This is a genomic window from Bacteroidota bacterium, assembly GCA_023957335.1.
Taxonomy (GTDB): domain Bacteria; phylum Bacteroidota; class Bacteroidia; order NS11-12g; family UBA955; genus JALOAG01.
Genome location: JAMLHC010000001.1, coordinates 465,509 through 486,766 on the forward strand (window position 1 = coordinate 465,509; position 21,258 = coordinate 486,766).

The 21,258-nt window shown below is 38.1% G+C and carries 12 protein-coding genes; 7 read left to right on the forward strand and 5 right to left on the reverse strand.

Annotation, left to right across the window (positions count from 1 at the left end; all coding sequences use genetic code 11):
• Positions 1–5 precede the first annotated feature (5 nt).
• The 3 genes from M9892_01920 (at position 6) to M9892_01930 (ending at position 5,946) form a co-directional block, all read left to right on the forward strand.
• A complete protein-coding gene (locus M9892_01920) occupies positions 6–614 on the forward strand; it encodes a fumarylacetoacetate hydrolase family protein (GenBank protein MCO5253108.1) in 609 nt (202 codons plus the stop codon).
• Between the two features lie 72 nt (positions 615–686).
• The gene (dcd, locus tag M9892_01925) at positions 687–1,223 is read left to right on the forward strand and encodes a dCTP deaminase (GenBank protein ID MCO5253109.1); all 537 of its coding nucleotides are present in this window, start codon (positions 687–689) and stop codon (positions 1,221–1,223) included.
• Positions 1,224–1,326: 103 nt separating this feature from the next.
• Entirely contained in the window at positions 1,327–5,946 is a 4,620-nt protein-coding gene (locus M9892_01930) for a gliding motility-associated C-terminal domain-containing protein (GenBank protein MCO5253110.1), read from the forward strand.
• Between the two features lie 51 nt (positions 5,947–5,997).
• On the opposite strand, the gene M9892_01935 is transcribed toward M9892_01930, so the two are convergent.
• From M9892_01935 to M9892_01950, 4 genes are all read right to left on the reverse strand, one after another.
• Positions 5,998–8,070, reverse strand: coding sequence for a helix-hairpin-helix domain-containing protein (locus tag M9892_01935; GenBank protein MCO5253111.1), 2,073 nt, complete (start codon positions 8,068–8,070; stop codon positions 5,998–6,000).
• Positions 8,048–8,875, reverse strand: a complete 828-nt coding sequence (locus tag M9892_01940) for a hypothetical protein (protein ID MCO5253112.1) — start codon at positions 8,873–8,875, stop codon at positions 8,048–8,050. The genes M9892_01935 and M9892_01940 overlap by 23 nt, the downstream gene beginning before the upstream one ends.
• Before the next feature lie 11 nt (positions 8,876–8,886).
• Positions 8,887–9,585, reverse strand: a complete 699-nt coding sequence (locus M9892_01945) for an ATP-binding cassette domain-containing protein (GenBank protein ID MCO5253113.1) — start codon at positions 9,583–9,585, stop codon at positions 8,887–8,889.
• 130 nt (positions 9,586–9,715) lie between these two features.
• Positions 9,716–10,606, reverse strand: a complete 891-nt coding sequence (locus M9892_01950) for a hypothetical protein (GenBank protein MCO5253114.1) — start codon at positions 10,604–10,606, stop codon at positions 9,716–9,718.
• A 170-nt stretch (positions 10,607–10,776) separates the two neighbouring features.
• Between M9892_01950 and dnaX the strand changes: the two genes are divergently transcribed.
• On the forward strand, positions 10,777–11,883 hold the full coding sequence (dnaX, locus tag M9892_01955; GenBank protein MCO5253115.1) for a DNA polymerase III subunit gamma/tau: 1,107 nt from the start codon (positions 10,777–10,779) through the stop codon (positions 11,881–11,883).
• A 284-nt stretch (positions 11,884–12,167) separates the two neighbouring features.
• On the forward strand, positions 12,168–12,605 hold the full coding sequence (locus tag M9892_01960; GenBank protein MCO5253116.1) for a hypothetical protein: 438 nt from the start codon (positions 12,168–12,170) through the stop codon (positions 12,603–12,605).
• A gap of 4 nt (positions 12,606–12,609) precedes the next feature.
• Here the strand turns inward: M9892_01960 and M9892_01965 are convergent, their stop codons facing one another.
• A complete protein-coding gene (locus tag M9892_01965) occupies positions 12,610–13,344 on the reverse strand; it encodes an SIMPL domain-containing protein (GenBank protein ID MCO5253117.1) in 735 nt (244 codons plus the stop codon).
• Between the two features lie 176 nt (positions 13,345–13,520).
• Here M9892_01965 and ruvA point away from each other — a divergent pair, with 176 nt between their 5' ends.
• Together ruvA and sprA are read left to right on the forward strand one after the other, a co-directional pair.
• Positions 13,521–14,108 (forward strand): Holliday junction branch migration protein RuvA, encoded by a 588-nt coding sequence (ruvA, locus tag M9892_01970; protein ID MCO5253118.1) that lies wholly within the window; start codon positions 13,521–13,523, stop codon positions 14,106–14,108.
• A 38-nt stretch (positions 14,109–14,146) separates the two neighbouring features.
• Positions 14,147–21,244 carry a cell surface protein SprA gene (gene sprA, locus M9892_01975; GenBank protein ID MCO5253119.1) on the forward strand — a complete coding sequence of 2,366 codons (7,098 nt, stop codon included), beginning with the start codon at positions 14,147–14,149 and terminating at the stop codon, positions 21,242–21,244.
• Positions 21,245–21,258 lie beyond the last annotated feature (14 nt).

Genomic DNA, 21,258 nt, shown 5'->3' on the forward strand with positions numbered 1-21,258 from the left:
TTGCATTGAAAATATTTTGTGTAGGACGTAACTATGCATTACATGCAAATGAATTAGGAAACACAATCCCTGAATCTCCTGTTATTTTTTTGAAACCGGAGACCGCCTTGTTGCGCAAAGGACAGCCATTTTATATTCCAGCATTCTCCAATGACATTCATTACGAAGCAGAGATAGTCGTGAGGATATGTAGATTAGGCAAGGGGATAAATGTAAAATTTGCTCAAAGGTATTATAAGCAAATAACCATAGGAATTGACTTTACTGCACGTGATATTCAACAAAAACTAAAAGAAAAGGGGCTGCCATGGGAGATATCAAAGGGCTTTGACAATTCTGCCGGGCTTGGTGATTGGATAGACTTAACCGATTTCAATATTCGAAATGTCGATTTTAGTCTAAACATAAATGACACAAGAGTTCAAACAGGAAATACCGCAGACATGATTTTTTGTGTAGATGAAATCATTGCATATATTTCTCAATTCTACACACTTAAGATAGGCGATATTATATATACGGGAACTCCTGCAGGCGTAGATAAAATCAAAAAAGGCGACCGCCTGACAGGATATATTTCAGATAAAAAACTGCTTGATATCGTCATAAAATAGATTCACATAAAAATCTATTTTTTTATTTGTTACAAAATCACTTAATTTGTCCGTGTATAGAACGAATACAACATGATACTAAGTGACGGGGAAATTTTAGCCGAAATTGAAAGAGGGAACATACTTATTGAGCCATTTAAAAGTGAGTGTTTAGGAAGCAACAGCTATGATGTTCATTTAGGAAAGCATCTCGCAACCTACAAAGACACAATCATTGATGCCCGTATGCACAACGAAATCCAACACTTCGATATTCCAGAAGAAGGATTTGTGTTACAACCCAATACATTATATCTCGGAGTAATTGATGAATATACCGAAACACACAAACACGTCCCCTTCTTAGAAGGGAAATCAAGTACCGGAAGATTAGGCATTAATATACATGCGACTGCCGGCAAAGGAGATGTTGGATTCTGTAACAAATGGACATTAGAAATCACTACTGCTATTCCTGTCAGGGTTTACGCAGGCATGCCTATTGGACAATTAATCTATTTCGCAGTTCAAGGAGACATTATCAATCCTTATCACAGCAAAAAAGGAGCTAAATACAATGAAAAGAGCATCCGCCCCGTTGAAAGTATGATGTGGAAAAACAAATGGTAATTGCATAAAACAATAATCGAAAATTATTCACGTAAAAAAAAATACAATGCGAGGCAACATTTCATATAAAAACTGTGTCTATTAAACATTCAATTCAATCGCTATGAGCAAAATCTTTACTAATTACAACCCACTTAGATTATTCCAATCATTGAGTATCATCATTGCGATACTCGTTATTATTGCATTCCCAACTAAGGATGCAAAAGCTTCACACGTTATGGGATCGGATATAACATGGAAATGTATAGGTCCATTAAAATTTGAAGTTACTCTTGCTTTCTACAGAGATTGCCGGGGTATTCCTTTTGCGGGCAGTAAAACAATACAATTCAGTTGTACAAGAGGGAGTGCAAGCACTTCTTATAGCATTACACTGCCTAATGTATCAATGAGGGACATTACGCCAAGTTGTGCAGATGTAAAGAATCCTTGTAACCCGCCCAACACAACAAGTGGCGATGGTACTGAAGAACACTTGTACACCGGTGTTATTGATTTTAGCACCGGCAATTTGGCAAAAATGATTAGTGAAGGTTGTTGCAGATTTAAAATGTCCTTTGGTGAATGTTGCCGCAATGGATATATTACTACAATTATTCCCGGAGACTATACAACTGACGCTGAAATTGATATTTGCAATATTAAAAACTCTTGGAAAAAAGATTGCGATGATAGCCCGGATTTAAGGAACCCTCCTATTGGATATTTGTGTTGCAATCAAGAATTCTATTTCAACAATGGTGTTGTTGACGTTGACGGGGATTCTTTGTCTTTTTCATTAGTTATGTCTCAAGCAAGTTCTGGGACTAGTGTATCATACAAAAGCCCCTTTACTCCTACTTGGCCTATGACCGGTTATTGCAGAAAAACTACTCCTTGTAGTTGCAGACCCGGAAGCAAAACCAGAACAACAGAAGGTATTTGTTTCGACCCTGAGACAGGCGACCTTTCTTTTAACCCTGTAGATTGTGACGAATGCGGAATTCTCTGTATTAAAATTGATCAATTTAGAATGGATGCAAACGCTGACAAGTGGCTCTATATCGGTTACACAAAGAGAGATTTACAACTTCGTGTTGTAACTTGTGGAAACAATAATCCGCCTATGCTCAAAGATATTACAAACCCCACAGTTTGTGAAGGAGATAAAATCTGTATGACCATAACAGCCGAGGATGAAGAATTCTCCGGAAGTAGTGGTTCTCAGCCATGGAAGGATACCATTGATTTGTCGTGGAACAATGGCTTGCCCGGTGCTACTTTTAAAGTTGGAGTTCCTTATTTTACATTCCAAAATGGTGTTACCACAGCTGTTCGCGATGTTGAAATTTGTTGGCAAACAAAAGTCGGGGATGGAAGGGAGGCACCGTACTTATTTACTGTTACAGCACGTGACAAGGCGTGCCCACGAAATGCACTGAGTTCCCGAGGTTACTCGGTCAAGGTCAAAAGGCGTGCTTATGCTGAGAGAAAATTAACGGAAGGTGATTGCGGAAAATGGCAATTAGAAAGTGTTCCCGAAGACACATTCTGGTACAAAGGCGTTTATCAACACCAATGGGAAATTAGAGACTCTACTAACTCCGGTGTGCCTATTTTCCGTTCGCTCAAACAGAAAGACAGTTTACAATTTGTACAAGGCGGAAAATACATTATTACATACACCATTAATAACCCGCCTTTGAATTGCCCATCCGAATATTCAGACACGATTATCGTACCTGAACTATTACGGGCTATTGTACCCGCTGACACCTTTGTTTGTGAAGGCGATACAGTTCAGATTCCTTTGAAAATAATGTATGGAACAGGTCCCTTTAAAGTGCAATGGGACAATCCGCTCAAAACTAAAAACCCTAAAGACAGTCTGATGTTCTTGCGGGTGGGCACGAATACGGACAGAAATGTTTCTGCCAATGTTACGGATGCAAAGGGTTGCTTATCTTCTGATACTACTTTTATTCTTGCCGTACCTAACCCACGACCTGACTTGGGTCCTGACCAACGGATATGCAGTTACGATACATTGTTTTTAAGCTCTAACTATAAAGATGACGGAAACTATAAATTCTATTGGAGCAGGTCGCAGATTAATGGGGATTCGCTGCATGATATTTGGCTGAATACGCCCGGAAAAATCGTGCATAATGTGATTGACACCTTGGGATGTTGGGGCACTGACACTATGGAGCTTTTTGTCAATGAAAAAGTCATTGCTGATGCCGGTGGCGATAAGTTTATCTGTATCAGAAGCAATTATCCTATCAACAACGACACACTCAAGTTTGTTGCCGGAAGAACACCTACTAAATATCCCGGTAGTTTCCGCTGGAGCAAACTCTCCGATTTAGGAAATGCTACCATATCATCCGACAGCGTCTTTTCGCAATCTTATCCAAGTGTGGATAGTATCTTCTACGAACTGTATGTTACTGTTACTCAATCCGATGTAACTTGTGTCAATGCTGATACAATTAATATCAGAATATTGCCACTGCCTATCATTACCTTTAAACCTATGGACCCCAAATGTTTTGATTATGGCAGAATTAATCTAAAAAGCCCTGCAGGTCCTGATGCCAAACCGGATTGGGTGAAATTCTCACATAAAAAACCGGGAATTGTAAACAGTGGTCTCTTCTTTGAAACAGACAGCTTCCCTGACGGTACAAAACCTTTTGAATGGGTAAGAGCGGACGGACAAGATGTCTTCGGCTGCTATAATATCGACTCATTCAAGGTGGTAATTAACCCCAACCCTAAGATTGCTCTCGACAGCGGAATGTTCTGTCAGAATGCTGACTTTGGTGATTGGGTACCCTCTGCGCCCAAAGGAAGTTTGGTTTCTATTATTCCTTTGATGAGAGAAAACGGGGTCATTAAACAATTATCCTCAGGAGCTAAGCCCGTTTGGAGAATACTGGATGCTCCCCCTCTGATTTCCCCTGCAAATTATGACAACCTGCTCGTGCCTTTCGGGTCAAATCCGGACAACAGAGCTTTGGATGCAGGTCCTGTTGGAAATAAAAACAAACTCGGATGGTATAAAGTAGAGTTATGTGCTACAAACATGCTCACAAACTGCCAATCTTGTGACACCACTTTTATCGAAATCGTGGAATTACCTCATATCGAGTTTACTACTATTCCTAATCAGTGCGTTAACTTTGACACACTTAACCTGAACAACTATGTAAACCTGAAAAACGGACGATGGTTTACAAAATCAGGACCGCCTAACTATCAGCAATGGGTCGCTGACTCCTCTAAGTTCTTGCCTTTTAAAGGTCCCGGCTTCTTTGACCTCAAATTCGTTCACACTGCAAGCGGTTGTTATGTGGCTGACAGCACTACCATCAACGTAAGCTCATTGCCTGTGGTAAGATTGGATACATTCAGTTTAATTTGTAATACTGCCGGTAATAGACCGCTCAAGAGCATCATCCCGGCTAACCCCGGTGCTGATGGCAAGTGGTTTGGGTTTGGCGTGAAAAATTCCGGAAATGACTATTATTTTGACCCGGCTGAATCACCTGCTACAAAGCAGTATGAAGGTCCTTATGAACTCTCTTTCAAATATACACACCCTATTACCGGATGTGCTAATGCTGATACCTTTAAGGTTAGAGTGCAATCGCAACCGGAACTCAATATCTCAAATCCTAAACCATTCGAACAGTGCGAATTCATCCCGTTTGAGTTGAAGAGTGTCATGAAATTTGCCAACTCTATCACTTGGACACATGACGGGGATGGATCTTTCAATGATAACAAAGCGCTTGAACCTATTTATACGCACGGAACTACAGACACAACAACCGGGCAAGTATTTGTAAGGGTCGAAACCGATGCGGTTGGGGTGTGTCCACAGGTCAGAGACAGCATATTGCTCCTGATTAGACCTTACCCGCAGTTCGATTTCTCCGGTACGCCTCTGCAAGGTTGTCAACCGCTGACCGTGGATTTTCAATCTACACTGCTCAAACCTAAAGATGGCGATGTTACTTATTTCTGGGAACTGGATTCGCAAATCAGAACTTCTACAGACCCCAACCCTAGCGGAATTGTCTATAAGGATGCCGGTGATTATAATGTAAAATTAGTAGTGAAAAATAATAAAGCAGGCTGTGAATCTGATTCTATCAGATTGGATTATGTAAATGTATATCCTAATCCAAAGGCTGCTTTCAAAACCACTCCTTCTTATTTTACTACGGTCGCTATCCCTCGTTTCAGAATGAAAAACCTTAGTGCTATTGAGTTTGGCTCTATGAATTATGTCTGGGACTTCGGAGTGGGCAATAACGAGGATACTTCTACCAAAACAAATCCGGAATTCTTCTATCCACAAGATACTGCAAGCTATCTAATCAAACTATGGGTTACTTCCGACAAAGGCTGTAAGGATTCTACCGAGCAATGGGTGAAAATTGGACCGGACGTTACTGTATATATCCCCAACGCGTTCAGTCCCAATGGTTCAGGACCACACCTCAACAACAGATTCTTCGTTATTGCACAGGGTATTATCGCCTTTGACGTGAAACTCTTTAACAGATGGGGTGAAAAACTCTATGAATCTAACGACCTGAACGAAGGTTGGGATGGTAAGTTCAATGGCGTGGATTGCAAACAGGATGTCTATACTTACTTGGTCAAAGTAACAGGTTTTGACGGTAAAGACTATGAATACAAAGGAACAGTTACACTGTTGAGATAATTTCACAAGCATTTCAAAAAGAGCCACTTAAACGAGTGGCTCTTTTTTTTATTAGAACTTCACACTCAGTTGAATCTTTAAATCAGTCAATTTATTACCCTCTATCTTATCTACTCCACTTCCAATCGTATTAATATTAGAGTATATGGTTCTTGAGTATCTAATCCAAAGGTCAATGCCTTTATAGAGCCGTGACTTAATTAATAAATATACCATTGACCCTGAATGTTGATATGCAGGAATGGAGTAAGAATACATTACATCGCTTTCAAAAGTATAAATTCTGGAATCGTAACTATCCGTATTGAACATTGAGTATCTACAACTTATACGCGTTTTGATTTTTGAAAATTGTTTTGTGATATCAATATATGCAAGACTTCCATGCTCCGGTGCACCAATATTCAATTGCTTTTCAAACTGTACCCATTCTGCTCTTGCTTTTAGTGTTAATTCAGGAGAAAGAAAATATTGAGCATTGAATCGTACCTGACATTTTCGGGTATGTGCTAAAACATTCAAATTAGAACCAAAAACACTGGTATTTATTGACTTATGTCTAAGTTGAAATCGGGCATAAACAATGAATTTCTTCCTCTCTGAAAATTGTATTTCAGACATAAAATCCGAACCATCAGAGGGAGCATCCACTCTGTATTTCAACCATTCATGAGCAAAAATATCATGATACAAATTGACCGTCCATTTATAGGAGGGTCGCCAAACAAAACCCATATAAGTACCTTTTTCATTAGAGATAGTAGAGGATTCCGTAAACGCGCTAGAATAAACAAAGGTGTAATCTTTTGCAATATCTCTATGTAAAAATGCAAAGTCAAGCTTTTTGCCCAAACTGAGTAATCCCCCCTGCAAATAGGATATTCCTTGTAAGAATGCAGAAGATGAAACTTCACCAAAAAGCACCCAATTGCTTGCCAAATAAGAATAGTTCACACCTTGGTTAAAATTGCTTCCGCCACTAAATCGGAATTGGTTATATAATACGTTTTGAGGGACAAAAGGATAGTCATAAGCCACAAAGACTGAGGTATAGCCGACAGATAGCCTTTGCAATTTCCAATTCAAATTACCTCCCAACATAGTTCTGCCGACAGAATTTTTTTTAGTGATTTCTGTTTGTGTTCTGTGCAATCCGGTAGAGGCAAACGAGGAAAAAATAAAACTCTCAGATGTATCTGAATCAGACAACGTACCATCCATTCTGTTGCGCGCAATAAAACTTGACAGTTCAACCGTACCATAACCTATTGTTATCCCGCCACCTCTCAGAAAATCATTCTCATTGAGTGAACGATTAGGTCTAAATCCATTCTGATTGCATTTGATATTGGTTATCTGAGAAGACTTGCCAAAAAACAAACCAGAACCAAAAGTCAGCCCCTGTCCAAAAGTAGCTTGGAAGTCACCTAACACAATATTTCTTACAATTCCCCTATCATTCTTATAAGTAATATAAACAGAGTTAAAGTCAAAGCCTTGAGGGTTACTTCCGGTAAAAAAATCTTCGCCTGCATCCTTTTCACTTACAAATCCAAATCGTATCTTCTGATTATATTCACCTTTATATCGCATAACTATCCTCTGTGGGCTCCCCGCAAAAGGTGTATTGGACGAATCATTAGATGCAAAATAACCTCCTGCCCTTTCCAATCGCTCAGCATAAAGTAAAACAAGTTCATGACGAAATGAGCGTTCTAATCTAGGTTTGCTATTGAAAAAAACATAAGGGTTATCGTTAACCATCACATAAGGAATCATTTTGATAATTGTGGGTTCATCCAATTCTTCAATCACTTGCAGTTCATAAATTGATAACAAATCTCCAAATCTCATACGGTGATTAAGAATAGCAAAGATTTGTGAAGACGATAGAAACGAAAAACGACTCAAATCTTCATAAGTGGCTTTGTTTAAGTTTAATTTTTTGTTTTGGAATTGTGTAGTCTGTTCATACAAATCCTGAAAATCAATTGCATTTTCCTCCTTGTTTACCCAAGTCTCTACATCACGTTCAAAATCATCTTCTGTCTGTGCAAATGAAACTACAGGCAGTATGATAAGACAAAATAACAATGCATGATTATTTCTCCGTAGTTTTTCCAAAATAAAATTGTGAATCAAAAGTTGATGAAAACCCCAATCTGCTGTGATAACTCAACCCCACAACGAACTTAAAACTCTTTTCATAACTGAATCCAAAAGATACCGAACGTCTATGAGTTGAGAATCCGGCTCTGACAGCTACATCTTTTTGAGGACTATATTCAAATCCACATCTAAAATCCATTGGATATTTTTGATAAACCTCGCCTTCCACATATAAAGTAGTATGGGTTGCCACTTGATGATTGATGCCCAAAGCCGCACTTGATTGCGTTCTTTCATTTTCTATCCCAGCAATTTTGCTGCGCGTGGGGTTATTTATTTTAAATGCACCCGAGAACTTCTCATTAAAAGGGAAACTAAATCCGAGATTAAAAGCAGGTGCACCAAAGTTACCATATTCTCTCACAACAAGTCCTGTATAATAAAGCGTGATACCAGCAGCGAAATCACGTGTAAGCAATTTGGCAAATGAAAGTCCACTACTGTATTCATAATAAGCCGAGTTACCGAATGAATAAGTATAAAATCCCATAGCTCCATAGTCATTAACAAAATTAGCAGCTATGGCTCCGGCATTAAGATTGGACACTCCAAATCTATTTTGGACTGTGATTCCAACACTATTTTTATTCTGGAATGGCAGCAAAGCCGGATTATTGCTTACTGCCCATAAATCTTTTGTTGATAATCCACAATTACCAAGCGCAACCGATCGTGCACCGAGCATATAGCCACCTTCCCAAGCGTTGAGCTTTGATACACAGAACACCGTTCCGAGTAGAAAAAGCAGCTTTATGTTCATAATATAAATACTTACAGTCTGGCACCACGCGAATCTTCTAAAGTTTCAATCTTACCTGCATTAATCTTAAACACCTTTGATGGAAATTTCTCCAACAACACAAAATCATGAGTTGCCATTAGAACAGATGCATTCTCCTCAGTTGATATATCCATTAAAAGTTTAACAATGTCTTCACTCAAATCCGGATCGAGGTTACCGGTTGGTTCGTCCGCAAGGATTAGCTCCGGTGAATTAAGTATTGCTCTCGCAATAACTAATCTCTGCTGTTCACCTCCCGAAAGTTGATGAGGCATTTTGTAGTCTTTGGTTGACAATCCGACTAAGTCAAGTACTTCTCTAGCTCTATTTTTCATTTTCAAAGAATCTTTCCAGCCGGTTGCTTGCAAGACAAACAAAAGGTTATCCATAACATTTCTGTCTGTAAGCAACTGAAAATCCTGAAAAACAATACCCAACTTTCTTCTTAATTTAGGTATTTGTCTTCTGGTTAATTTTCTGAGATCAAATCCGGCAACTTCTCCACTTCCTTCTTGAAGTTTAATTTCACCATAAAGTGTTTTCAAGAAAGTAGATTTTCCGCCTCCGGTCTTTCCAATCAAATAGGCAAACTCTCCTTTTTTTAATTCTAAATCAACCTGATTCATAACCAGATTGTTTTCGTTAAAAAAATCTGCGCCATGTATTGATATTACGTTATTACTCTCCATATAGCAATACTGCAATGTTAGGAATTAAAATTCACTACCACAATATTTGAATTGAATATTACTCCTAAAATTTAAACATAAAAAAAACCTTCCGACAGGGAAGGCTTTTTTATGTTTATTTGAGAATCAATTATTTCTTTTTGTATTCGAAGGTGATTTTACCTGTGTTTCCGCATCCGCAATCATTATTAGCAGCATCAACAGCAGTAATCTTAATCACAACGTAATCATCACCGCTTCTTAATTTAGCAATGTAAATGTCATTGGCAGCGGGATTTGTAATTGCATCAGTTGCAGTACCTGCAGTATAAGCAGTAGTAGCTGACTCAACAGTTGCATTAGCATAATCATAAGAATTAGCTTTTACAAACCTTGTATCATTTCCAGCTTTGAAGCTACCGGTAAACGCATCTCCGCTTTTATCAGTATTCAACATATCTTTGTTTGCAACAGGAGATCCTGCAGCTACAGCTGCGTCATCTACTAAATTATAGGCTCCTTCTTTTGTACCTTGAATATGCCAAAAAGCTCCATCTTTAATAGTTGCAAGAGGGGTTTCATTTGCATTTGCTTTTACAGTTACTTTGATTACTTTAGTTACTATATTTCCATCTTTATCTTCAATTTTAAAGGTGTATGAAGTTGTGCCTTCGTTATCACCTGACTCAAGAGTTATAGTATCAACATACTGAGTCTTGTCAGAACCTGAAAGAGAAAGCACATTATTGGTAAATGCATTTCCTTTAGCAGTAGAAGGTAGTAAGTCAGTTACATTAATTCCTTGTTGAGAAATGGTCAATGTTTTAAGATCAGATCCACCACCTGCTTTGATTGCATTCCATCTGAAATGAAGTTGTTCTGCCTTTCCAACTGTTATTTCGGAACCTGCAATATTGAGTACCTCAACAGAAAGAGTGGGCATGGGCTTGTCAGGGTTTTCTTCCTCTTTAGAGCAAGATGTAAATAATGTTGTTGCAGCTAAGGCAGCAATCATAAATGATAGGTTAAATACTTTTTTCATTTTTTTATTTGTTATAATAATGGGGTGCAAATATATAGCATTTTCTATTTGAATACCTTTGAGATACAAATTATTTTACTTGCGAGGACTTATAAAATATTCTCATTTCTTTCCACATATCCTTTTATTTCAATATAGAAGTTGTTTAATTTGCCATCCCTAATTCAGTAATGGAAAACTATATAGTTTCAGCACGCAAGTACCGCCCAATGAACTTTGATGAAGTGGTTGGACAAAAGCATATTACTGATACGCTTGAGAATGAAATTCGCCTTGACAAATTAGCCCAAGCATTCTTGTTTACCGGTCCAAGAGGTGTCGGCAAGACCACCTGTGCGCGCATCCTTGCCAAGGTAATTAATTCTTCAGGCAAAGACGACCCAAATAAAGATTATTCATTTAACATTTTTGAGCTTGATGCCGCTTCTAATAACTCCGTAGATGATATTAGAGCATTAATTGAGCAGGTCAGAATTCCACCCCAGACAGGAAGATACAAAGTATATATTATTGATGAGGTTCACATGTTGTCACAAGCTGCATTTAATGCCTTTTTGAAGACACTTGAGGAACCTCCCAAATATGCCATTTTTATTCTGGCAACTACCGAAAAACATAAAATACTCCCCACGATTTTATCCCGCTGTCAGGTTTTCAATTTCAAAAGAATCTCACTATTTGACATTGTAAACCAACTTATCAAGGTTGCGGACAACGAACAGGTCAAATATGAACCGGAAGCACTACATTTGATTGCAGAGAAAGCAGATGGCGGCATGCGTGATGCCTTATCGCTTTTTGATATGATGTCCAGCTTTTGTATTGGAAATATAACATACAAAGAGGCTGCAGAAAATCTTAATATTCTAGACAAAGATTTCTTCTTTAAACTGACTGATTACTTTTTCAACGGGGATATATCTTCCACATTATTACTTCTCAATGAAATATTAGACAAAGGATTTGACACACAGTCAATTCTCAGTGGACTGGCTGCGCATTTCAGAAATCTGCTTGTAGCAAAGGAACCATCCACACTTAAATTGATGGAGTTGAGTGAAAAGCACATTAAGATGTACGAAGAGCAAGCTAAGAAAATATCTGCCGGATTCCTGCTTAATGGATTAAACATCTGTTACAACTTTGAAACTAATATTAAATCCAGCTATAATCCAGCCTTTTACACCGAGTTAGCATTTCTGAAACTATGTCATCTTCAAAGTATGATTGAAGTGGGAGCCACTTTAGATGAAATAAAAAAAAAAGTGATGAGATAATTAGCGAATCGGGGACTTCCAACCCAACCGAACTGCATATTAGCAGCCAACTTGCAAATACTATTAACATTAAGGAAGCTCCTGATATTGAACTTCCTGCAATTAAAATTCAAAAAACATCTTCGGGACTCAATCCCATACCAAAGGAGGATAACGTTGATAATAAAAACAACACCATCACTCCAAACAATCTCATAGTAACTGAATCTGAAACAGAGTCGTTTGAAAATCAAACTGATAAAGAATCTCACAGTATAGAGACCGACACAACTACTAAAGTTTCTATGCTCGATACAGAAATGACTGAAACATCAGTATTGGGCGATAATGCACAGGAATCAACAAATGAACCTGCCAAACAGGAATATGATGCTATTTATTTGGGAAATTTAATGAACGAGATGAGCAGCAAATACACAACTGAAAATAAAAATTATCTTGCTACCATCCTTTCAAACTGTAAAGCAGAATTGTTAGGTAGGACACTGACAATATTCATCCCTAAGGGAATGAATAATGATGCATTAAATGAAGAAAAACTATCTATCAAACAATTCCTTTCACTTAAACTTTCTGAGATAGAGTTCGACATCGAATTTACCGAGTTTGACACACAATTCAAATCGGATATTCCTTATACCAAAGAAGACAAATTGCAAGATATACTTAAGACCTATCCCGACTTTGCGGAATGGGTAAAAAAGCTTGACTTAAGGTACTAAAGATTTACCTTACCTCGTATTCGAGTCTGACGGTAATTGTAGCGGTCTTTCTTTTAGAAGAAGTATTAAATGAACCGCCCCAAGAATAATCATCGGCAGAATTTTGAGCAATTATCTGAAATACCCCCAAACCCGCACTCTTCAATCTGCCCACTCCACTCCCTGCACTTTCGGCAATTTTTCTTGCTCTCATATTGGCATCTTTGGTAGCTTCTTCAATCATCTGTATTTTCAATTCAGCAAGTTTGGTATAATAATATCGCGGCAACTCTGAATTAAGTGAAACTCCCATTTTGATTAACTCAGAAATTTCTCTTGAAACTTTTTCTACCTTGTCAACATTATTCGACTCAATTTGTACATCTTGTTGTAATCTATAACCTGTAAAGGTGGCCTTAATTACTTTCCACCCATCTTTATCATATTCATTATCAAATTCCTCATTAACAGAAATAGCCGAAAAAATAATTTCTGACGGTTGAATCCCCTGCGCAGCTAAATACGATTTAATTGTTTCTCGTTTAGTATCAAGATCCGCATAAGCATCTTTAAGATTCATATTTTTAGATGAAAAAGAACCGTCCCATACAATCAAATCAGAAACAAAATCCTTGCTACCCAATCCCGTGACCGAGATTGTATTATTCCCTTTATTTCGGTTTTGGTAAGCATTTGCAAAAGCAAAAGCTGCAATGATTACAGACAGACCAATGACAATACTTCCAATATTCTTTTTCATAATCTTGATTTATAGCGCAAATGTAATTATTTCTACTAAAATAAATTTTGAGCTTCCAACTTTATTCAACTAAATGTATGGATAAAAAGAATCACTGAAAAGTTAGAAACCATATAAAAATCAGGTACGCAAACGCATGTGGTTTCTTGTGTTTTATTTACTATTTTCGCGCACCTATGTATGAATACTTGCGCGGAAATTTTGCAATGATTACACCCACATATCTCGTTGTTGATTGTGCGGGAGTTGGATATTATGTAAACATCTCTTTAACGACCTTTGAGGCGCTGAAAGATAAGAAGGAAGGAAAGGTATATGTGCATTTTGCCGTTAATGAAAATGCACAAACTTTATATGGATTTGCCAAAGAAGATGAAAGAGTACTTTTCAGATCACTCATCAGTGTTAGCGGAGTTGGTCCATCAACGGCTCGCATGATTTTATCATCTCAATCGACAAATGAGATAATTAATGCAATAGTTAAAGGTAATATTTCGTTATTAAATTCTATTAAGGGCATAGGTCCCAAAACAGCCCAGAGAATTGTAGTTGAATTACAGGACAAATTAGGAAAAATGAACAATACCGATACCTTACACCCATCAGCAGATATGGCTATTTCTCTTAACCAAGAGGCGCTACTGGCACTTGAATCCTTGGGTTTTAACAAGAACTTGGCAGCCAAAGCTATCGGAAAAATCCTTAGTGACAATCCCAACATTTCAGTCGAAAATCTTATCAAAAATGCATTACGCGTTTTATAAAAACCAATCTACCGGAATAATCAAGACAAGGACTGAAGGTGAAAAGACAATTATTGAAAGTACTACTCCCACAAATTGCTTCCAAGGGAAATTCAAAAGCGCTTTCTTCTTATATCAGACTTTGTACTTTCTTTATTTGTTTCTTTTTTTTATTTATTACTAAATCTTTCGGATTTGCCGGAGATAGTACGTCCAACGACTCAAACAACCTGCGTTTCCCTATCAGTAAAAACGGAAAAGGGAGCGGTATTGACTTGCCCAATCCTGAGAATATAAAAGAAGAGGTCAATTTTAACTCAGCCACGGGCAAATATGAGATACGCAGAAAAGTAGGCGACCGTTATTTGCCGGGTGTGCGCGAACTCACGAGGCAAGAATACATGGAAGAGTATTCCAAAAAGATTAATCGCGACTATTTTCAAAGTCAAGGACGTGCACAAAACTTTGCAAGAGGGGGTAGTAGTAAAAGCCCCGGATTAGGAATTTTGCCTAACTTAACCAAGTTTATGGGGAATGGCTTAATTGAAATTCAACCTACCGGAACTGCTGAACTCACGTTAGGGATGAATATCAATAGGGTTAAAAACCCTAACTTTTCTGTGCGAATGCAAAAACCTCCACCACAATTAATTTTTGACCAAAACTTACAATTGGGGGTTACAGGTAATATTGGCGACAGAATTAAAATCGGAATTAAATACGATACCAAAGCAACTTTTGACTTCGAAAATCAAACCAACTTAAATTGGGTAGGAAAAGAGGATGACATACTCAAAAAAATAGAACTCGGAAATATCAGCATGCCATTAAACAGCAGCTTAATCCAAGGAGGAAGCAGCTTGTTTGGTATTAGAACAGAAATGCAATTTGGGCGACTTACTTGGTCTGCCTTATTCTCTCAAAACAAAGGTCAAAGAACAGAGCAGTCAGTTTCTAATGGCGCTCAGACTACAACGTTCAACATTCAGGCAGATATGTATGAACAAAACCGTCACTTCTTTTTGAGTCAGTATTTTTTTGATAACTATGACAATGCACTTGCTAATTTACCCATTATTAACTCCGGTGTTGTAATCAACAGAGTGGAAGTGTGGGTTACCAACAAAGGCGGCATGTTTGAAAACACAAGAGACGTGGTTGCTTTCATGGACTTGGCAGAGAGTAAACCATACAACAACAATGTAAGTACAAATAATTCGATTCCTTATCCATCCAATGAATTCAACTCAGTTTATCCAACGCTGGCTTCATCCAATCAGGCACGTAGGGCAAGTACCTCAATAGACGGGATTACTGCTGCAATTCCAAGTTTTGAACCCGGTTTTGATTATGAATTTGTGAATGGTGCACGCAAACTCAATGAAAATGAATACACACTAAACACACGATTGGGATATATTTCGTTAAACCAATCCTTAAACAATGATGAAGTATTGGGTGTGGCATTTGAATATACATACAACGGGCAAGTGTACAAAGTGGGTGAATTTTCATCCGAAGTAGCACAAGATGTGGACAGTAGAGTATTATTTCTTAAGATGCTGAAAAGCACTACTGTAAGAACTAAGATTCCTATGTGGCATCTGATGATGAAAAACATCTATTCGTTGAATACAAACAATCTCAATCTTGAAGAATTTTACTTTGATGTAGTTTATGCAGACGACCCTTCCGGTGCTGATCTCAACTATCTTCCGGTAGAGAATATCCCCGGCATTAGCGGTGGTGTACCTCTATTGAGATTATTCAATTTGGACAGAATTAATCGTCAACAAGAAGCCAAACCTGATGGTGTTTTTGATGCAATAGATGGAATTACTATCAATAGACAAAGAGGGCAGGTAATTTTCCCCGTAGCTGAACCTTTTGGCAGTTTCCTCAAAAGCAAATTTGGAAAAGACAGTCTTTTGGCTGAAAAATACACTTTTGATGCACTCTATGACTCAACCCGTTCGCTCGCTACCCAAGATGTTTTAAAGAATAAATTCTTCCTAAAAGGAAAATATAAAGGAAGCTCGAGCGCAGAAATAATGCTGAATGCAATGAACGTTCCACCCGGATCGGTTCAGGTGTTTGCAAACGGAAACAAACTCAAAGAAGGTTCGGATTATATTGTGGATTACAATGTCGGCAAAGTAACCATCATTAATCAAGGTATTTTGTCGAGCGGTGCCAACATTACTGTGTCATCGGAAAACCAAACCATGTTTAACACACAACAAAAAACCCTCATTGGGTCAAGGTTTGATTATGCCGTAAATAAAAAATTAAACTTGGGCGGAACAATCATGCACATGTATGAAAGACCACTTACGCCTAAAACATCTATTGGCGAAGATCCTCTTATGAATACTATTTTTGGATTTGACGGGATTTACAACTCAAAATCACGCTTTCTTACCAAATTAGTAGATAAAATTCCTTTTATAGAAACCAAAGAAGAGTCAAGCATACTCATTCAGGCAGAATATGCAAGACTCATTCCGGGCAAGCCCCGCTCCATTGAGAAGAAAGGAGAGCGTGGAATTTCCTACATAGATGATTTTGAAGCAGCCGAAGTCCCCTTTGAATTACGACAGCCTATGAATTGGAAGCTGGCAAGTATTCCCCAAAAACAACCTGATTTGTTTCCTGAATGGGATAATTCATTGACAGACAAATCCTCTTGGCTTAATTATCGCGGCTTGATTGCATGGTATTCCGTGGATCCCACTTTTTATAGAAACGACAAGAATACACCTCAGCATATCAAAGATGATATAGAGATGCAATCCAACCATTATATGCGTGAGATAACTGTAAAAGAAGTTTTTCAAAACAAAGAACTTCAACAAGGAGTACCTAATATATTGCCTACGCTTGATATTGCATTCTTCCCCAATACAAGAGGACCTTACAACTACAATTCCAAAACATTTGATTTAAACCCTAATGGTACATTCAATAATCCTTCACAAACCTGGGGAGGCATAATGCGCAAGATTGAAACCAATGATTTTGAAGCTGCCAATATTGATTATATTGAAATCTGGATGATGGATCCTTTCAAATATGACCCAAACACATCTAACCACGGCAAACTCTACATAAATTTAGGCAATATTTCCGAAGATATTCTGCCCGACAGAAGAAAGACCTATGAGAATGGTTTCCCAAAGAACGGAACAGACAGAGGTACCATAGACCCATCCACTTTTGGTTATGTGCCTCTTTTGCCTCAAATTAACTTTGCTTTTGACAACAATACAGAATCAAGACCCTTTCAGGACATAGGATTAGACGGGCTAACTGATGAAGAAGAGAGAAAGTTTTATAAAGACAAATTCTTAGACTCTCTTGCAAGTCATTTCGGAACAAATTCTATCATCTATAAAATTGCATCAGCGGATCCTTCGGGCGATAATTACATGCACAACCGCGACCCGCTTTACGATGACAATAAAACAAATATCATAGACCGATACAAAAAATACAATAACCATCAAGGCAATTCAACATTAGAGTTATTACCTGACGGAAGCCCTAAATCATCCACAACTACGCCCGACTGTGAGGACATCAACAATGACTTCACCATGAATCAAAACGAGGATTATTTCCAATACAGTATTGACCTCTCACCCTCATCCATGAGAATCGGAAAAAACTTTATTACAGATTCTATTGTTACTGAAGTTGTGCTCAAAAACGGTCAAAAAGACGACATTACATGGTATCAATTCAAAATTCCAATTAAAGAGTATAACAAAGTAGTAGGGAATATTTCAGATTTTAAATCCATTCGTTTCATGAGAATGTTTATGAAAGGGTTTGAAGATTCTGTTATTTTGCGTATTGCACAACTTCAATTAATACGCTCTGATTGGAGGCGTAACCTTACCTCACTCAAAAATCCGGGAGTATCTCTGCCGGCTGACCCAAATGACAGAACCATATTTTCTGTTTCAACGGTCAATATAGAAGCAAACGGAAACAAACGACCATTCCCTTATACTACTCCCCCTAACACTCCTCGCGAGATTGACCCAATCACACCCGGTGCAGTCAAGAGAAACGAACAATCTATTGCACTTAACTACTGCAATTTGGCACCTGACGATGCACGCGGTGCTTTCAAGACCATGAATCTTGACATCAGAAATTACAAAAATTTAAAAATGTTTGTCCATGCAGAAGGAACGGACTTGAAAGACAATGAGATGACTGCTTTTATTCGTTTGGGTACTGATGTAGTCGGCAATTATTATGAATATGAAATTCCTTTGAAAGTGAGCGAACCTTTCAACTTTGCTTCAAATAATATTTGGCCACTTGCCAATAATTTAGATTTTGCTCTTGACGAACTATACCGAACCAAGCAAGAACGTGCAAACTCAGGTTCACCGATGTCAAAACCTTTTGTGAGAAACATAGATGGCGGTGCCAGAATTACATTAATTGGACTTCCGGATTTGAGCAATGTCAGGGTTATTATGATTGGTATTCGCAACCGCTCCAACAGAGAACAATGCGGAGAAGTTTGGTTTAATGAACTCCGTGTAACCGACATTGCAAATAGTGGAGGCTGGGCAGCAACAGGAAGAATCGTGGCACAATTATCCGATTTTTCGACTGTAAATCTTTCAGGCAACATTAAAACTATTGGTTTTGGTGCTATTGACCAAAGGTTGAACCAAAGAAGCCTAACTAATCAATATCAGTATGATGTGAATTCTAATGTTGAACTCGGCAAATTCTTTCCTCAAAAACTGGGAATCACCATTCCAATGTTTATTGGCTATAATGAAAATATCATACGCCCCAAATTCAACCCTCTCAATCCTGATATTGAGCTGAGCACAACGCTTAGCACCATACACGATGCAGCCGAGAAAGACAGAGTAAAACAAGCGGCAGAAGATTTCACCTCCCGATATAGCCTTAATTTTATCAATGTTCGGAAGAACCGCGTAGGAAACGCAAAACAAAAACCTTGGGATCTTGAGAATTTCAATGTCTCATACTCTGTCCAAAAACTATATAGGAGGAATCAACAGATAGAAGAACAAATCCAAAATTCCTACAAAGGAAGCATCGGGTATATAGTGTCATTACAGCCCAAACCTTGGGAACCATTTAAAAAAATAAAGACTAAACATTTGCCCTTTATCAAAGATTTTAATCTGTATTTGTACCCTCAGTCTGCTAATATTCGCTTGGATATAGACCGATATTATTCTGAATTACAAAACAGAAGCAATGATTTGTATAAAAACCCTACTCCCCGACTATTCGACAAAAATTTCACAATCAACCGATTCTACACACTTGGTTGGCAAATCAGCAGAAACCTAAAGTTTGATTACCAATCAACCGCAAACGGCAGAATTGGCGAGCCTATTGGTAGATTAGACACTGAAGCTAAGCGCGATTCGGTAAGACAAGAATTCTTTAATATGGGAACACTTTCGGGATTTAATCAAACCGCTAATATTACCTATACTGTTCCTATCAATAAAATCAAATTTTTAGATTGGATTCAAGTTAATACCCGATACAGCGCTAACTTTGAATGGTTGCAACCTCCGCCTGCAGCGCCCGGATTGGGAAGCACCATCCAAAACTCTCGTACAATCAATGGTAACGCCACATTAAACCTTAGTACATTTTATAATAAATTCAAAATTTTCAAGAAACTCAATGCGCCTCCGGCAAGAAACACCCGTCAAAATCCTCCAGCAAATTCAAAAACTGAAGATAAAAATGACAAAGATCAGCCCAAGGAGATGTCCGGTGCCACTAAGAATATTCTACGATTTGTGACAATGTTCAAACAAATCACTTTTAACTATACTTCTAATAACGGTATAGCACTTCCCGGATTCAACCAGGCTCCCGATTATTTCGGCAATGACTTTAAAACCAACACACCCGGTTGGGATTTTATTTTGGGAGGACAAGACCCCTCTATTCGCTACCGCTTGGCTCAACAAGGATTCTTGTCAAATGATCCGCTACAGGCTAATTTCTATACACAACTGACCTCAAACACTATACAGAGTAAGATAACCGTAGAACCTATCAAGGATATGAGAATCGATTTTGATTTCAACCTGACCGAATCTCGTAATATTCAATCCAATTTCAGATTTGACGCTGACTCCACCGGCACATTCAGAGATATCGGACTCAGAGAAGTAGGTCAATTTACGAGAAGTGGCATATTCTGGAGAACAGCGTTTGATCAATTAGATGATAATAAAGAATCGAAAGTCTTCACTCAATTCAAAAATGACCGATATGTGATAGCCCAAAGATTACAGAACCAAGACAACCGTGTTCAACACGGCTGGATGGACAGCACAACCAAATACCCTGTGGGTTATTCCCAAATCAGCCCTGATGTTTTAATTAACTCGTTCTATTCAGCTTATACCGGCAAAAACAATAGTAAAGTAGGTCTGGACATTTTCAAGAAGATGCCTCTCCCAAATTGGCGTTTGAGCTACAACGGGCTAAGCAAAATTGAACTATTTAAGAAATATTTCTCAAGTATCAGTATCACACACGCATACAACGGAACTTATTCTTTTTCAAATTACACCAGTGAACTTAGATACAGCAAAGAGGCTCAACCTGAAATAGGCAAAGATTTTGTTTCACAATATCAGATTGGAAGTGTTACTATTACTGAAAATTTTGCGCCTTTGGCGGGTATCAATATTGCCATGAAAAACAACTGGAATTTCAGATTTGAATACCGAAAAACCAGAGCCGTTTCTTTATTGGTTGCAAACCAACAATTAACTGAAAACAGAAGAACTGAGCTGAGTTTTGGTGCAGGTTTTAGAGCTAAAGAAGTGGTATTACCCATACGTTGGCGTGGACGGAGAATGTTTCTCAAGAATGACCTAAATTTCATGCTGGATATTTCTTTGATGGATAATGTTATGATTAGAAGAGACCTGACTACACCACTTTCTGAACCTACACAAGGAAGCAACACTTTGTCAATCAGACCTACACTGGATTATATGGTGAACGACCATATTAACTTAAGCTTGTATCTTACTCATAGCAGAAATAAACCTAAGACATCCCAAGCCTTCCCTACTGCTTTGACAGAGTTTGGAATCAAGATGAGATATAATTTATAATTGCAGGTAATATC

Bases quoted from the DNA above. Each gene is read 5' to 3' on its own strand.
- dnaX (MCO5253115.1), top strand. From the start codon at position 10,777: ATGGAAAACTATATAGTTTCAGCACGCAAGTACCGCCCAATGAACTTT.
- M9892_01945 (MCO5253113.1), bottom strand. From the start codon at position 9,585: ATGGAGAGTAATAACGTAATATCAATACATGGCGCAGATTTTTTTAAC.
- M9892_01950 (MCO5253114.1), bottom strand. From the start codon at position 10,606: ATGAAAAAAGTATTTAACCTATCATTTATGATTGCTGCCTTAGCTGCA.
- M9892_01930 (MCO5253110.1), top strand. From the start codon at position 1,327: ATGAGCAAAATCTTTACTAATTACAACCCACTTAGATTATTCCAATCA.
- M9892_01960 (MCO5253116.1), top strand. From the start codon at position 12,168: ATGCTCGATACAGAAATGACTGAAACATCAGTATTGGGCGATAATGCA.
- ruvA (MCO5253118.1), top strand. From the start codon at position 13,521: ATGTATGAATACTTGCGCGGAAATTTTGCAATGATTACACCCACATAT.
- M9892_01940 (MCO5253112.1), bottom strand. From the start codon at position 8,875: ATGAACATAAAGCTGCTTTTTCTACTCGGAACGGTGTTCTGTGTATCA.
- dcd (MCO5253109.1), top strand. From the start codon at position 687: ATGATACTAAGTGACGGGGAAATTTTAGCCGAAATTGAAAGAGGGAAC.
- M9892_01965 (MCO5253117.1), bottom strand. From the start codon at position 13,344: ATGAAAAAGAATATTGGAAGTATTGTCATTGGTCTGTCTGTAATCATT.